The sequence below is a fragment of the Flavobacterium sp. MEB061 genome, from assembly GCF_000834715.1.
Taxonomy (GTDB): Bacteria; Bacteroidota; Bacteroidia; order Flavobacteriales; family Flavobacteriaceae; genus Flavobacterium; species Flavobacterium pectinovorum.
Window position 1 is genome coordinate 166,285 of record NZ_JXQR01000018.1, and the last position, 15,441, is coordinate 181,725.

Annotated in this window: 15 protein-coding genes; all 15 read right to left on the reverse strand. The window is 32.6% G+C overall.

All coding sequences use genetic code 11. The features are described from left to right. Positions 1-6 precede the first annotated feature (6 nt). The gene (gene dut, locus RT99_RS11355) at positions 7-441 is read right to left on the reverse strand and encodes a dUTP diphosphatase (protein WP_042564863.1); all 435 of its coding nucleotides are present in this window, start codon (positions 439-441) and stop codon (positions 7-9) included. Between the two features lie 29 nt (positions 442-470). After that, the gene (locus RT99_RS11360; RefSeq protein ID WP_042564864.1) at positions 471-1,931 is read right to left on the reverse strand and encodes a lipopolysaccharide biosynthesis protein; all 1,461 of its coding nucleotides are present in this window, start codon (positions 1,929-1,931) and stop codon (positions 471-473) included. Between the two features lie 93 nt (positions 1,932-2,024). Continuing rightward, complete coding sequence (locus RT99_RS11365; protein ID WP_042564865.1) at positions 2,025-2,471, reverse strand: GNAT family N-acetyltransferase; 447 nt, start codon at positions 2,469-2,471, stop codon at positions 2,025-2,027. A gap of 565 nt (positions 2,472-3,036) precedes the next feature. After that, positions 3,037-4,563, reverse strand: a complete 1,527-nt coding sequence (locus RT99_RS24685) for an AAA family ATPase (protein ID WP_052483649.1) — start codon at positions 4,561-4,563, stop codon at positions 3,037-3,039. Between the two features lie 11 nt (positions 4,564-4,574). After that, positions 4,575-5,405: an ATP-binding cassette domain-containing protein gene (locus RT99_RS11375; RefSeq protein ID WP_052483650.1), complete on the reverse strand. Its 831-nt coding sequence runs from the start codon at positions 5,403-5,405 to the stop codon at positions 4,575-4,577. A gap of 2 nt (positions 5,406-5,407) precedes the next feature. Then, positions 5,408-6,178, reverse strand: coding sequence for an ABC transporter permease (locus RT99_RS11380; RefSeq protein ID WP_042564866.1), 771 nt, complete (start codon positions 6,176-6,178; stop codon positions 5,408-5,410). A 47-nt stretch (positions 6,179-6,225) separates the two neighbouring features. Continuing rightward, positions 6,226-8,040 carry a phosphate ABC transporter substrate-binding/OmpA family protein gene (locus tag RT99_RS24690; protein ID WP_052483651.1) on the reverse strand — a complete coding sequence of 605 codons (1,815 nt, stop codon included), beginning with the start codon at positions 8,038-8,040 and terminating at the stop codon, positions 6,226-6,228. A 25-nt stretch (positions 8,041-8,065) separates the two neighbouring features. Further along, complete coding sequence (locus RT99_RS11390; RefSeq protein WP_042564867.1) at positions 8,066-9,187, reverse strand: hypothetical protein; 1,122 nt, start codon at positions 9,185-9,187, stop codon at positions 8,066-8,068. A gap of 4 nt (positions 9,188-9,191) precedes the next feature. Continuing rightward, positions 9,192-9,863, reverse strand: a complete 672-nt coding sequence (locus RT99_RS11395; protein ID WP_042564868.1) for a hypothetical protein — start codon at positions 9,861-9,863, stop codon at positions 9,192-9,194. A 398-nt stretch (positions 9,864-10,261) separates the two neighbouring features. Continuing rightward, positions 10,262-11,122, reverse strand: a complete 861-nt coding sequence (gene atpG / locus RT99_RS11400; protein WP_042564869.1) for an ATP synthase F1 subunit gamma — start codon at positions 11,120-11,122, stop codon at positions 10,262-10,264. Between the two features lie 86 nt (positions 11,123-11,208). Then, entirely contained in the window at positions 11,209-12,786 is a 1,578-nt protein-coding gene (gene atpA, locus RT99_RS11405; protein ID WP_042564870.1) for a F0F1 ATP synthase subunit alpha, read from the reverse strand. A 38-nt stretch (positions 12,787-12,824) separates the two neighbouring features. Then, on the reverse strand, positions 12,825-13,358 hold the full coding sequence (atpH, locus tag RT99_RS11410; protein WP_042564871.1) for an ATP synthase F1 subunit delta: 534 nt from the start codon (positions 13,356-13,358) through the stop codon (positions 12,825-12,827). A gap of 4 nt (positions 13,359-13,362) precedes the next feature. Continuing rightward, a complete protein-coding gene (locus RT99_RS11415; RefSeq protein WP_042564872.1) occupies positions 13,363-13,863 on the reverse strand; it encodes a F0F1 ATP synthase subunit B in 501 nt (166 codons plus the stop codon). A 90-nt stretch (positions 13,864-13,953) separates the two neighbouring features. Then, complete coding sequence (atpE, locus tag RT99_RS11420; RefSeq protein WP_008465835.1) at positions 13,954-14,151, reverse strand: ATP synthase F0 subunit C; 198 nt, start codon at positions 14,149-14,151, stop codon at positions 13,954-13,956. A gap of 37 nt (positions 14,152-14,188) precedes the next feature. Continuing rightward, entirely contained in the window at positions 14,189-15,364 is a 1,176-nt protein-coding gene (gene atpB, locus RT99_RS11425; protein ID WP_042564956.1) for a F0F1 ATP synthase subunit A, read from the reverse strand. Positions 15,365-15,441 lie beyond the last annotated feature (77 nt).

Genomic DNA, 15,441 nt, shown 5'->3' on the forward strand with positions numbered 1-15,441 from the left:
AAAAAACTACTTCACTCCTGTGCTTCCAAATCCGCCTTCGCCTCTTGATGTTTCAGAAAGTTCTCCAACTTCAATCCACTCTGCTCTTTCGTGTTTGGCAATAATCAATTGTGCAATTCGTTCTCCGTTCTCGATTACAAATTCTTCGTTTGATAAATTTACTAAAATTACACCTATTTCTCCTCTATAATCAGCATCAACAGTTCCCGGAGAATTTAAAACGGTTACTCCTTTTTTTGCAGCCAGACCACTTCTTGGTCTTACTTGTGCTTCGTAACCAATTGGCAATTCAATAAAAAGTCCCGTTTTTACAATGGTTCTTTCTAATGGTTTTAATGTTATTGATTCGGTTAAATTCGCACGTAAATCCATTCCTGCCGAAGCAATTGTTTCGTAATTAGGTAATGCGTGCTGTGATTTATTGATTATTTGTATTTTCATTTTTATTTTTAAAAGATTAAAAAGTAAGATTACTTTCTATTCATAATTCCTTTGATTGTGTTTTTTTCGTTATGATAAACAAAATAGATAAACGCTAGTAATAACGGGATTCCAACAAAATAATTTTCTCTAAATCCATAAAAAGAAATTGCCGAAAACAGAATTGAAATGCCCAAATAAGCGCCAATTTTATTCATATCATAAGGTATTGGATAATATTTATTTCCTAAAATGTATGAGATCAACATCATACTTCCGTAAGCGGAAATGGTTGCAATTGCTGAACCATAATAACTGTATTTTGGAATTAACATATAATTTAAAACCAAAGTTACGATTGCGCCAACTATAGAAATGTAAGCGCCTATTTTTGTTTTGTCCGTCAGCTTATACCAAACCGATAGATTGTTGTAAATACCCAAAAAGAAGTTCGCCAGAATAATTAATGGAACTACTTTCATGGCTTCCCAATAGGATTTATTATCAAGCAATAGATATTTTAAAACATCTGCAAAAACAATTACTCCCAATAAAATTAGCGATCCGAAAATCACAAAATATTTTGTGATTACTGCATATGTTTGCGGGGCATTTTCATTTTTTGCATGACTAAAAAAGAAAGGCTCAATTCCTAATCTGAAAGCGGTTGCAAATAAAACCATGAATAAACCTAATTTATAACAGGCCGAATAAGCTCCAACTTCTGACTTCGCTAAATTTTCAGGTAACAAATATCCAAGTAAAATTTTATCGAAATGTTCGTTTACTGCAAATGCAAGACCGGCAACCAAAATTGGCAAACCGTATTTCATCATTTTTTTCCAAAGTACGGGATCAAATTTTCTACCCAAATAAAGATAATTTGGCGAAAGCACGACAAATGTGGCTAAACTTGCCAATAGATTTGCGATGAAAATATAAGCAATCTGGAAATTTTCTACATATAAATTATCCCAAACCGAATTAGGATTTGCAGCTGCAAGTTTTGGCAGGTATATTAAAAAGAAGAAATTAAGCAGCATATTAATTACTACGTTTCCTATTTTTATTGCTGCATAAACCATTGGTCTTTGGTTGGCTCTTAGTTTTGAAAATGGTACCAAAACCAAAGCATCCAATACTAATATCCAAACCGAATAAGTGATATATTGTGCGTCGACTTCTGCCCAATTTGCTAAGGTATTTCTAAAAATTAATGCTGCAAAAAGAAATCCAATTGACGACCAAAATATTGATATTGTTGATGTTGCGATTACATTTTGCTTGTCTTCTTCGGCACTGTAAAATCTAAAAAAAGCGGTTTCCATTCCGTAAGAAAGAATCACGTTAAAGAAAACCATCCATGATAAAACAATCGAAACTTCTCCGTATTCAGCCGTTGGTAAAATCCCGGTATAAAGCCGCACTAATAAAAAACTTAGCATTCGGGGTAATACTGTCGCTAATCCGTAAATAGCTGTTTGTTTGAATAGATTTTTATATAATCCCAAAATATGTATGTAATAAAGTTTGTAAGACAAAAATAACCAATTCTTTCGTTTATTATTGATTTTGTTGATTCAATAAAAAAACTTAGACATAATTTATACTGTTAATTTTTTTTCGTCTAAAATTTTAACAAAATGAAAACCCTTTGGCCCGTAACCTTGATTGTAGTAAAAACGGTGCGCTGCAAAATTTCCAGTAAAGGCATCCAGGACAATACTACTGCAATCCAGGTTTATTGCTTTTTGTTCAATATAATCTGTTAGTATTTTTCCAATTCCTTTTGAACGAAATTCAGGATTAACTACAAAATTATCGATTTCAAGATATTTACCTGTCCATAATTTTGTTGCCGACCAACAACCGGTAATTCCAAGGCAAACTTTATTTTCAAAAACTCCAATCTGAATATAGTTATGAGGTATCATTTGAGAAAGATATTCCTCATATTTCTCAATGGAAAGATTAGGATAAAGAAATCGCATCGTTTCAATTTGCTGCAGCATTTCCTTAATTGTGGTGAGTTCTTGTATCTGTAATTTCATTATAATAGTAAATGGAAGTCAAAAATACTCAATTTTTTTTATAGCCAATTATAAGATACAAAACTAAAACATGTGAAATGTATAAAATTTTCATAAAAATTATATAACTTTTTTTACGACGTCTTTTCTTAAATTTGTAATACAGGGATTGAGAAAGCTAAATACAACCCTTATAAAAAAGGAAGCACTGGGACTGATAAAGCTTGTTTGTTCCCATAAAAGACAAAGCCATAAGGGATTGATTCTGCTGTATTGTAACCCTAAAAAAACAGAGCATTGGGACTAATAAAGCTAGTTTGTTCCCATAAAAGACAAAGCAAAAGGGATTGATTCTGCTGAAATGTAACCCTCAAAAAAACAGAGCATTGGGACTAATAAAGCTAGTTTGTTCCCATGAAAGACAAAGCATTGCAGATTTTTATCTGTCGAGTAATTTTATAAAATGGTATTGATTCTCGGTTTATGAATGAATTGAGAATCACCATTTTATAAGTTTTAAAAAAGAAAACTACAAACCACTATACAAAAAAGAGCCGACAATTACTTGTTGGCTCTTTTTGCGTTTTTATTCCTCTTTATCTTTTAATTCAAGATTAACATTTTTCTCTGTTTCTTTCGGTTCAGGAATGTCTTCTTCGGTAAGTGTTTTTAAAACTTTATTGCTGATTTTTTTTAATTTCACAATTCTGTTTGCCTGATTCTGAATACATTTTTCGAATAAATTTCTAACTACTCTGGCGTTTCCAAAAGTTTCATTTTTACTTTCGTACAATAAATCAAACGTATCTGTTAGTTTTTCTTTGGCTTCTTCAGCAATAATAAAATCAGATTTTGAGCAAAATGATTCAAAAATCTCGAATAATTCTGTCGGCGTAAAATGATTAAAATAGAAATATCTATTAAAACGAGATCGAAGTCCCGGATTAGATTCTATAAAAATCTTCATCGGTTCTGTATATCCGGCAACAACAACTGCCAAATCTTCCCGATGATCTTCCATCCTCTTCAGTAATGTATTAACTGCTTCGGCTCCATAGTCGCTTCCAAAGCCATTTTGATTTAAGGCATACGCTTCATCAATAAATAAAACCCCGCCAAGACTTGATTCTACAGCATTACTTACTTTTGTTGCCGTTTGCCCAACATAGCCTGCGACCAAACCTTCTCTGTCTGTTTCGTACATTTGGCCTTTTGACAAAAATCCTAAGTGCTTAAATATTCGGCTTAAAAGTCTTGCTACAGAAGTTTTTCCGGTTCCGGGAGGGCCAAGAAAAACGGTATGCAAAGTAATTTCAACATTTTTTAATCCTTGCTTTGAACGTTTTTTTTGTATTTCCAGCAAATTAATCAGTTCAGAAACATCTTTTTTTACTTCTGCTAAACCAACTAATGAATTCAATTCTTTAAGTACTTTTTCTAAAGTATCTTCTTCCGGAAGATTGTCTATTTCTCCTTTATCTGTTTTCGATGTGCTTAAGTTTAAACCCAAATAGTTGTTGAAAGTCGTAGTATTTTCAAATTTTTTACCAAATGTCGAATGAATGAAATTTTGATATTTTATCAGAACTTCTTCTAATTTAGTATTCTTTTTTTCGGACAATATCTCTGGAAGCAAATATTGATTTTGCTGTGCATTTGAAGTTATTATCTTATTCTCGTTTTTTATTTTTAGGAAAAGACTTTTAAAATTCTCCGTAAAAACCAGCTGATTCAATTCATTTACAGAATTTTCGTCTGCAAAATGTTTGTTCCGCAAGGCATCATAATAATACGCCAGAACAAATTGTTGCTTCTCATTTTTTGTTCCGGGTTCTCTTTCATAAAGATCAATAATATCCGAAAGAAAAAAATGTTCTGCTTTAAACAATAATCCTTTAGAAAAAACAGGATTTACAGCTTCATTAATTGTGTGAATAAAATCTGGATCCTGATTTAATACATTGCAAATTTCAATGATACTTGTTGTCTCTTTTTGTAAATCTGCAATAAATAAAGCCGTAAAAACGGCTTCATTAGGGTTTACATTTGTTTCTAAATATTTTTTTAAAGATAGAAACGAATCTTCTATAATCGATATCGGATTTTTTTTCATTTCATAATGCTTTAAGAAATCATCATTTGATGAATAATTTCTTTTGATAATTTTAGATGATCTTCACAATAATCTTTCCAGGCCAATCCCATTTCTCTTAAATCATATTTGGCGACAATAGTTCCGTATTGTTGCTGTTTACCATCAATAGTTGGATATCCAATAACGTATATTACCTGAGCTAATTCAAGAGCAAGTTCAATATCGTGTGTAGAAAAAATTACGGTATTAAATTCAGATGAATTACCTAGCAATTCAAAAGCTTTCTTTACCTCTTCAATATTCCCAACGTCTAAACCTGAAAATGGTTCATCTAATACAATAAATTGATCTGATGAAAATAATTGTTCAATAATGGCTGTTCTCTGTCTTTGTCCTCCAGAAAGTTCATTTGGATATTTATCTGCACAATTCTCCAGTCCCCATTCTTTTAAATATACTTGTATTTTATTCTCCTTCTCAATACTTGACAGAGTTGATTTTCTCAAAGAAAACTTAAGGGCTTCGCTGACCGTTTTATGTCTAAACAAAGTATATTTTTGATCTACAAAACCTATATCACCCTCACTTACTGATTTAGCTGTATTAGGTTCCGGGTTTTCGAAATCTTTAATTAAAATTTTTCCTGAAGTTGTAGAAACCAGCCCGGTAAGTGCCTTAAAAAAAGTAGATTTTCCTCTCCCTGATCGGCCAACAAAAGCCAAAACTTGACCTGTACAATCATTATCCTCTCTCACTACATCTTTTTCGACGATATTTATATCTTTAATAATAATATTGTCATCGTATGCAACGCTAAGATTCTCAACATATAATAATGTTTCTTTAAATTCGTGTTTCATAATTATATTTTTGAATATCTAAAAATTGCTTTTCTTAAAAAATTTATACCTGAGTCTAAGCTTAAGCCTATTAATAAAATAATTATCTGCAGCGCAATGATTCGTCCTGTATTCATAAACTTATCTGAATTCTTAATTAAGAAACCTAATCCTCCAGAAGCGGCAACGATTGATTCTACAGTAACGAGCATCATCCAGGTTATAGCAAGATTTTGTCTGATTACATCCATAACATAATCTAATCTTCCCAAAATTATAACTTGCCAAAGTACCTCCCATCGAGTACATTTTAACATTTTAGCATGATCAAATTCTTCTTCAGGAATATCTTTAACAACTGCAATTAATGAGGTGGTTAGAAATGTGGTTAGAAAAATTACTAAAATCCAGACTTGCATATTTCTTGCATCGTGAATCACCATTGTAATATAAAAAGACAAACCTGTAAAGGGTAGAAATCTAAATTTAGTTACGAATTCAGAAACTGGCTTTAATAACGGAATTGGCCATAAATAGGCAAATACTAATGAAATTAATGTTGCCAGAAAAATAGAAAGGAAACATAATTTTAATGAATTAAAAATATGCACTACCAGCCCATCTTTATACAATTCTGTAAACCCCGTTAAAACCTGAACCGGAGACGGGAAAAGGTGTTTTTCGCCAGAAGTTGTTACAAACCAGGTAACAATCAATAGCAATAACCAAACTAATAAAATAATAGTTTTATTAAGTTTTGATGTTTTTTCAAAAGGAATAAGATATTTTATCATATTTATAGAAGAAGGCCATCATAAGACAGCCTTCTATATTTAAATTATTATTTCAAAAATGTAATCACCACACGTCTGTTTAGTGCTTTTCCGGAAGCAGTATTATTGTCTGCAACTGGATCATTTTGCCCTTTTCCGTCAACCATTTGAAAACGATTTTCAGGAATTCCTTTTTGTTTCAAATAATTTACAACCGCCTGAGCCCTGCTTTTTGATAAAACCAAATTAGAATCAGCATTTCCAACATTATCAGTGTGTCCTACAACAGTAATTTTAGTATTTTCGGCCTGTATCAAAAGATTATAAATTTTCTCTACTTCTTTACTAGATGAGTTCGAAATTTCGGCACTTCCTGTATTAAAATTAATCTTCCATTCTCCAGAAGCTATAACCTGAGTTGCCTGATTACTGTAATCTGCTTTATCTGCCGAAGTTGATTCGATATCATTTATATTTTTTAAGAAAAATAGATTTACTGCCTCATCGTAAGGAACTACTGCTCCAACATTTTCATTAAATCCAAACGGATTCAGTTCAGTCAAATATCCGGAAACCTGATTGTAAACTGATTTATATCTGTTCACTCCATCCGTTAAACCAAAATATTGCATTACATCTGCATAATTAAAAACTTTTGAACCTCCCATATTATAAGTCAGTCCATTTTTTGTTTCTTGCTGACCTTTGAACATTTTATACCAATATTCAGGAGTCTCCATCTGATAAGTATCAGCAACAGCCTTTGATGCTCTTACTTTCCAGTCTTCGTAATTTTTCATCTGGTTAGATGCTGTCAATGAAGATTTCAAAATATTAGAAACAATTTCAGGATTTTTTTCTGCCCATTCTTTTACTCCAATAACAACTGTTGGCATTTGATTGTTAAACTCTTTTGTAGAAACGATATCAACAAATCCTGAAAGTTTATCAAAAACAGTTTTATCACCGGGAGTCCATGTAGCACAACCGTCTATTTTTTTGTTTACTGTTTTTCCGGTTAGTTTTCCATTTACAACTTCCTTAAGACTTACTGTCCAGCCCGTTGTTTGCGATTTTATCAATTCTTCTGCTGATTTAATATAATCATCATTTTCAGATGGGTAAATATTCACCGCGTCTGCATCATACGTAGCCGGATCCGGGTTAACTTTCAAACCGTTGGCAAAGCAATAATTTACTGTTGTAACCCAGTCACCATCTCCAAGAACTGCTGAAATTACGGAACCTTTCATGGATTTAGGATCTGATTTCCAATTTGGCGGACCAATTAATTTATCTTCACCATTACTCATTCCAACAACCCCCATAACTTGTACGTGATATTTATCTTTTCCGTATTTTTCGTTTAATGACTTTTGCATAGAACTGATATAAAAAGGCGCTCCATCACCCATCATCATAATAGCGAAAGCACTTTTGTTGGAAGATGGATATGTTTGCCCTCTATCAAATTCTTCGATAAATTTCATTTGCATATTACGTAACTCTGAAAGCCAGTCCTGACGAATTATTTCAAGATTAACTCCGTTTTTTTCCATCAAAGAACCTTTGGTTGTTTTTGGACCACCATTAGAAACGATAATTCCAGATTGAGCATTCCAGGCATAAGCTGCAATTCTAACTAATGGTTTTCCTGTAACTTCTGACGAAACATCTGTAGACGGAAGTGCTATTTTTTCAGCATTACTTACATTATTAACATCCATTTGGTTAAGATCAATTCCCCTCAATTGCTTTGAAACTGCCGTTTTGATACCCGGAGATAAATAATAAACTCCACCCAAAATAGCACCAATTGCAGCCACTACAATCAATAATTCAGAAAACGTGGTTAACTTTTGTGTTCTTAAAATTTTTCCCATTATATATATAAATTAAATTCTTTTATTAAAAAATATCTCCAAAACCGCCACTTGATAATTTATCCTCTTTGGTCATTTTATAATTAGAACCTGAGTATTTTGTTGAATCCGGTATTGTATTATTTCCCGTTTTAATTTGATCGGCAAGTGAATCTAATCTTGAATACAGTTCATCATTATCAACAGAATATTTAGATGTCAGAGCGTCAATGTCAATTAAGTTTTCAGATGTTTTAGCAATATCCTGAGCAATTGTAGAAGTCACTACTTCTAAAGCGTACTCTAATTCCCAATCTTTAGTAAACATCATCGCGCTTTTTGCACTCTCTGTTGCTTCTTTAGCATTTCTGGCAAATTCGTACTCCTTTTGTAACATTTTAACGGTAGCATCAAAATCAGCAATTTTAATATCGATGGCTGTCCCGGCCAAAGTCAGTTTTCTGTCCATTTTACCAAGGACATTTGCACGAACGCCATATTTTTGAATAAAACTTTTACTTTGCTCGTATTGAGTTGAAATTCTCTGTGAATCACTCAATTTTTTTGCTAATTCACTCTGTAATGCAACATACTCATCTGTATCTTTTGCAGCTACACCGTTAATCTTAACCATTTCATCCATAGCCGATTTTAGCCTTTCTGACTGACGTTGTAAACTCAATACATCATCCTGAAAAGATTTGGCTTCTTTTTCAGATTTATTGGCTTCAATCTCCATTTCGTTTTTTAGCCCTTTTAACTTCGCCTTTGTGTTTTTAAAAACTTCGCGGTTTTTAATCATCTTTTGCTTTTGTTCTTCTAACTCATTAAAAGGATCACTTTGAATTAATGCTTTGTGAATATTTTTTGTAGCAAAACGAAGTGCTTTCATAATTACGGGAGCCATCATAACTAAAAAAACCAAAAAAACACCTGTGGCTGATAATGCAATAGCCTGACCAAGCATTGTAAACAATGGCGGAATTATATACGTCCACATCAGATAACCTCCAACACCAAGTAAACCAAGCGCTAATGCCAGAAATAATGATTTTTCACTACTTTTAAGCGCACCCGTTTTTAAGGCAATTTCTCCCTTTGACTCATCAAAATGTTTTAATATTGGTAATGATAAAAGTGTACTTTTTTCTTGTTCGTACTTATCCATATTTTTATAAGTATTGATTTATACCTGTTATTACAGTATTTATTGATGACATAATTTTTTCTTTTGCTAAATCATTAGCTTCAATTTTCAATTGAATTTCTGTAAGTTCTTTTCTATTAGCCGGATCCATCTTTTGAAGTTCTGCTTTTTTTGCCTCTAATTCTTTTTGAAGCTGCACGATATTCGATTCTAAATCGGTTATACTTTTAGAAAGGTTGTATTTGTCTTTTGTAATATTATTATCAAGCTCTTGCTTTTTTGCTTTCCCAACTACATTATACTTTTCATACACTTTCTCAATTTCTGCGATATAGAAATTTGCTTTTTGCAGCAGAAAATCTTTGGTTAAATCTGAGTTTATAGATTTACCCATTGTAAAAGCCATTTGATAACTCTGCGGATTTGTAACACCAACTACTAATACCGATTTATATAATTCAAAAAAATCAAAGCCGGGCTCATTTAATGATTCAAATCCTTTGTCATAAACTTTAAAAATTTCTTTTAAAAATGGATTTGCTGAGGAGTCTGTCGCATATGTCTGTTCAATTTGTTGAGGGAATTTATTTTCCGGATTTAATGAAACCGGTTCTTCTTTACGAATGACTGATGAAGTACTATGGCTATCATTATCGTTTACGAAAAGACTCTTCCAGTTAAAATTTTCTTTTGCCATTGTCTTTTGATTACTAGTTCATGTCATTCTTACAACTAAAAAATGACATTATTATATGAAAGGCAAAAATATACTTTTAAATCAAATTATAAAGTTTTTCTTTCAAATAAAATAAATGTTTAACAATTTATACTACAAAAAAAGAGTGTGATAAATAAGCAGATAAGAAACAGCTCTAAACATCCTAATAGCTACGGTTTAAAAAAAGAAGAAAAATATACAATAGTAAAATACAGGGACAAGTAAATAATTCTAATTGCAATCCCTGAAAAAATAGGGTCGCAAAAATAGAATTACTTTATTTAGGTAAATTAAAAGCAAAAATTAGTTGAAAATATTATACAAAAAAAGAGCCGACAATTATTTGTCGGCTCTTTTTTTTGTATGTCTTGAATAAATTATCCGTTCAAAGCCTCTGCTCCACCAACAATCTCTAAGATTTCATTAGTAATAGCTGCCTGACGTGCTTTATTGTAAGTCAATTTCAATTGGTTTCTCAATTCAGTAGCGTTGTCAGTTGCTTTATGCATAGCTGTCATACGTGCTCCGTGTTCTGAAGCAAATGAATCACGTATACCTTTATACAGTTGTGTTTTCAATGATTTAGGAATCAAAGTCAATACAATTTCTTCTTTTGAAGGTTCAAAAATATAATCTCCTGTTGAAACTGCAGTATCAGATTTAATTGGAGCTAACGGTAAAAACTGCTCTGTCTGAACAATTTGAGTTGCAGCATTTTTAAACTGATTGTAGATTAATTCAATTCTGTCGTATTCTCCAGATAAGAATTTTTCAGTAAGATTATCAGCAATCCCGGCAACGTTTTCAAAAGTTAAATGATCAAAAATTGCATTATGATGACCGTGAACTTTATGTGTTTTACTTAAAACGTCATTTCCTTTTTTACCAATAGCAAAAACGTCAACTTGTTTACCAGCGTAAAATTCAGTACGGTTTTTAATCTCTTTAATTACGTTTGAATTGAATGCTCCACATAAACCTCTGTTTGAAGTTATAGCAACAAGCAATACTTTTTTTACCTCACGTTGAGTTGTGTAATCACCACCTACTTCACCATCAAGTGTAGCAGAAAGATTTTGCAACAGCTCCGTTAATTTCTCGGCATAAGGGCGCATTGCAGTGATTGCATCTTGTGCTTTCTTAAGCTTTGCAGCAGAAACCATTTTCATTGCCGATGTAATTTGCATCGTCGATGAAACGGAAGTAATTCTATTACGGATTTCCTTTAAATTTGCCATTTGTCGATTAAAGAATGTGACAATTTGAAAATTAGATAATTAGAAAACTTTGAAAGATTCTAATTATCTAATTGACAATTATCTTATTAGTTATATTTTGCTGAAATTTCTTTTGCTGCTTTTTCGATAACATCAGTAATGTTGTCATCTAATTTACCAGCTTTCAACGCGTTAAGCGTATCTTTATGCTTACTGTTTAAGTAAGCAATAAAATCAGCTTCAAATTCTTTTACTTTATTTACAGGAACGTTTCTTAATAAGTTTTTAGATCCAGCATAAATAATTGCAACTTGGTTTTCAACAGGATAAGGATCGTTCAAACCTTGTTTCAAGATTTCAACGTTTCTTTTTCCTTTTTCAATTACGTTTAAAGTAACAGAATCCAAGTCAGAACCAAATTTAGCGAAAGCTTCTAATTCACGGAATTGAGCCTGGTCTAATTTTAAAGTTCCAGAAACTTTTTTCATTGATTTAATCTGAGCATTACCTCCAACACGAGATACAGAAATACCTACGTTAATTGCAGGACGAACCCCAGAGTTGAACAAATCTCCATCAAGGAAAATCTGACCATCTGTAATCGAAATTACGTTTGTTGGGATATATGCAGAAACGTCACCAGCCTGAGTTTCAATAATCGGCAATGCAGTTAATGAACCACCACCTTTTACGATAGACTTAATAGAATCTGGTAAATCGTTCATGTTTTTAGCAATTCCGTCATCAGCAATTACTTTACAAGCACGCTCTAATAAACGAGAGTGTAAGTAGAAAACGTCTCCAGGATATGCCTCACGTCCCGGTGGTCTTCTTAATAAAAGAGAAACCTCACGGTAAGCAACAGCTTGTTTAGATAAATCATCATACACAATAAGTGCCGGACGACCTGAATCTCTAAAGTATTCTCCAATTGCAGCACCTGCGAAAGGAGCATAAACTTGCATTGGAGCCGGGTCAGAAGCATTTGCAGCAACAATAACAGTATAAGCCATTGCACCTTTTTCTTCTAACATTTTAGCAATTCCTGCTACAGTTGAAGCTTTTTGCCCAATTGCAACATATATACAAAATACAGGTTTTCCTGCATCGTAAAATTCTTTTTGATTTAAGATTGTATCGATACAAACAGTTGATTTACCTGTTTGACGGTCACCAATAACAAGCTCACGTTGTCCACGACCAACCGGGATCATAGCATCAACTGCTTTTACTCCTGTTTGTAATGGCTCAGTTACCGGCTGACGGAAGATAACTCCAGGAGCTTTTCTTTCCAAAGGCATTTCATATAAGTCTCCACCAATTGGTCCTTTTCCATCAATTGGAAAACCAAGAGTGTTTACTACACGTCCTACCATTTGCTCACCTACTTTAAGAGAAGCGATACGTTGTGTTCTTTTTGCTGTTGATCCTTCTTTGATTCCTGTTGATGGTCCTAAAAGTACCACACCAACATTGTCTTCTTCAAGGTTCAATACAATAGCTTCAAGTCCGTTGTCAAATTCAACCAACTCACCATATTGTACATTCGATAGCCCGTAAATACGAGCAATACCGTCTCCAACTTGAAGTACTGTTCCTACCTCTTCTAGCGTAGCACCAGATTCAAAACCTTCTACTTGCTTTCTTAATATTGCTGAAATTTCAGCAGGTTTGATTTCCGCCATCTTAATTTATAATTTAGACACTTTTATGTGTAATAAAACTAATTACTTAACTCTCTTTTTAATACTTGCAATCTGTTTGCCACAGAAGCATTATATTGATTATCACCTATTCTTAAAATAAATCCTCCAATAATTGCCGGATCTACTACATTTTCAATTGTAATTTTCTTATCTGATAATGTTGCAATTTTAGCCAAAACTTTAGCCTCTAATGCTGTATCCATTGGAATTGCTGTTGTAACTGTTGCTACTTCAACACCATTGTTTTCATCAAATAATTTTTTATATTCTAAAGCAATTGCTTCTAAAATTTCGAATCTTTTGTTTTCAAATAATAAATGAAATAAACCTTTAGTAACTCCATTTACATTTGCAAAAACTTCTAAAAGAGCACTTTCTTTTACTTCAACCTTAGTAGTTGGGTTTTGAATAAAGGTACTCAATTCTTCATTTGTTTCAATTGCTGATGCAATTGACTTCATGTCGTTATTGACAGCTTCGGCAACACCTTTAGAGTTTGCTAAGTCTAGAATTGCTTTTGCATAACGAATTGCTGCTCTTGTACTTGCCATAATCTTAGTTTAACTTTACGTCACCTAACATTTTCTCTACTAATTTAGTTTGAGATTCTTTGTTAGATAATTCATCTTTCAACAATTTTTCTGCAATGCTTAATGATAGTGTTGAAACTTGTAATTTCAATTCTGCCATTGCAGCATTTTTTTCGTTTTCGATAGCAGCTTTTGCCTGCTCGATCATTTTTTGACCTTGCTCTTGTGCTTCGTTTTTAGAATCAGCTATCATTTTCTCTTTCATTTCACGAGCTTCTTTCAACATCGCGTCACGTTCAGCACGAGCTTCATTCAAGATTCTTTGATTATCAGCTTGCAAGTTTTCCATATCTCTCTTTGCATTTTCAGCAGAAAGTAATGCATCTTTAATACCTTCTTCTCTATCTGTAATAGATTGCATGATAGGTTTCCAGGCAAATTTTACTAAAAGTAAAATTAAAACCAACAAGATTAAAGCTTGCCAAAAGAATAAACCGAATGAAAAATCGTTAATTAACTTATCCATTTTATACTATATTAAAATATTTAATTTCTTTTTTTAAAAGGTAACAACACCTTTAACCAACCGTTAAAGATGTTGCTATTTTCTTCTTTATTATTTTCCTAAGATTAAAGCAGCAAATGCTAAACCTTCTAATAAAGCCGCGATAATAATCATCGCAGTTTGAATTTTACCAGCAGCTTCTGGCTGACGAGCAATCGCGTCCATAGCAGATCCACCGATTTTACCTAAACCTAAACCTGCACCGATTACTACTAAACCTGCACCTACTAAAGTTGGAATTGTTCCCATAAGTATTTATATATATAAAATTAAACTTCTAAAAAAATTAAATGATTGCTGTTTCATCTTCATGGTGATGTGCATGATCATGATCCTGAACAGCCATACCTATAAATAGTGATGATAACATAGTGAAAATGAATGCCTGTAAAAATGCAACTAAAACTTCGATAACAGAAATAAATAATGTTAATCCTAAAGAAATTGGCAAATCAGCAGCTAAATTTTTTCCAACAAAAATCATCGCAATTAAACTCATAATTACTACGTGACCTGCAGTAATATTTGCATACAAACGAATTAATAAAGCAAATGGTTTTGTTAATGTTCCTAACACCTCGATTGGTGCAAGGATAATTTTCATTGGTACAGGAACTCCCGGCATCCAGAAGATGTGTCCCCAATAATCTTTGTTTGCACTAAATTGTGTAATGATGAAAGTAAACATTGCCAAACAAACTGTAATTGCAATATTTCCTGTAACGTTAATTCCTAGTGGAGTCATACCTAATAAGTTTAACACCCACACAAAGAAAAATACGGTTAATAAGTAACCCATATATTTTCTGTATTTTTTTTCACCAATATTTGGAACAGCGATTTCGTCTCTGATAAAAATAATTAGCGGTTCTAAAACTCTACCAAATCCAGTTGGGATTGGTCCTTTTTTATATGACTTAGCTAAACCGGTAAACATGAAGAATAATAGTACTGCAACAAAAAGCATTGAAACAACATTTTTTGTAATAGAAAAATCTAACGGTTTTTCATTTTCAGGATGTCCGTGCTCATTAAAAGTAATTGTTCCGGCAGCATCTGTTTTGTATATTTTACCATGAACCAGTTTATAGAAGTTTCCATCAACTTCTGCAACTTCTTCTCCATGGTGTAATTTTGAAGATGAGAAAATTTTCAAACCTCCATCAATAAGAATAACCGGTAATGGGAAACCATAATGTTTATTTTCTTTATCATCTGAAAAGAAAACAAAATCATGAGAGTCTTGTAAGTGGTGATCAATAAAAGCATCAACTTTTGCTTTTGGATCCTGTGCTACATGTTCTGCTTCTGCATGATTATCATGTGAAATAACTTTCTCCTCATGAGTTACCTCACTTTGTACATGCGTTGAGTCATTCTCTGAGTTTGCAAAACCCGATACTGGAAGACAAGCTACTAAAGCTGCAAGAATAAATTTAAGCGGTCTGTTTGAAATCACCATATCTGTTAAAAATCTTATTTTTACGTTTCTGAAATTTGGTGCAAAGGTACATTTTTTATTAATATTCAAAAGGATAT

What these genes read in the sequence shown, in the direction of transcription:
- RT99_RS11390 (WP_042564867.1), bottom strand. Translation starts at nt 9,187, where the DNA reads ATGGATAAGTACGAACAAGAAAAAAGTACACTTTTATCATTACCAATA.
- RT99_RS24690 (WP_052483651.1), bottom strand. Translation starts at nt 8,040, where the DNA reads ATGGGAAAAATTTTAAGAACACAAAAGTTAACCACGTTTTCTGAATTA.
- RT99_RS11365 (WP_042564865.1), bottom strand. Translation starts at nt 2,471, where the DNA reads ATGAAATTACAGATACAAGAACTCACCACAATTAAGGAAATGCTGCAG.
- RT99_RS11375 (WP_052483650.1), bottom strand. Translation starts at nt 5,405, where the DNA reads ATGAAACACGAATTTAAAGAAACATTATTATATGTTGAGAATCTTAGC.
- RT99_RS11415 (WP_042564872.1), bottom strand. Translation starts at nt 13,863, where the DNA reads ATGGATAAGTTAATTAACGATTTTTCATTCGGTTTATTCTTTTGGCAA.
- RT99_RS11380 (WP_042564866.1), bottom strand. Translation starts at nt 6,178, where the DNA reads ATGATAAAATATCTTATTCCTTTTGAAAAAACATCAAAACTTAATAAA.
- RT99_RS24685 (WP_052483649.1), bottom strand. Translation starts at nt 4,563, where the DNA reads ATGAAAAAAAATCCGATATCGATTATAGAAGATTCGTTTCTATCTTTA.
- atpG (WP_042564869.1), bottom strand. Translation starts at nt 11,122, where the DNA reads ATGGCAAATTTAAAGGAAATCCGTAATAGAATTACTTCCGTTTCATCG.
- RT99_RS11395 (WP_042564868.1), bottom strand. Translation starts at nt 9,863, where the DNA reads ATGGCAAAAGAAAATTTTAACTGGAAGAGTCTTTTCGTAAACGATAAT.
- dut (WP_042564863.1), bottom strand. Translation starts at nt 441, where the DNA reads ATGAAAATACAAATAATCAATAAATCACAGCACGCATTACCTAATTAC.
- atpE (WP_008465835.1), bottom strand. Translation starts at nt 14,151, where the DNA reads ATGGGAACAATTCCAACTTTAGTAGGTGCAGGTTTAGTAGTAATCGGT.
- atpA (WP_042564870.1), bottom strand. Translation starts at nt 12,786, where the DNA reads ATGGCGGAAATCAAACCTGCTGAAATTTCAGCAATATTAAGAAAGCAA.
- atpB (WP_042564956.1), bottom strand. Translation starts at nt 15,364, where the DNA reads ATGGTGATTTCAAACAGACCGCTTAAATTTATTCTTGCAGCTTTAGTA.
- atpH (WP_042564871.1), bottom strand. Translation starts at nt 13,358, where the DNA reads ATGGCAAGTACAAGAGCAGCAATTCGTTATGCAAAAGCAATTCTAGAC.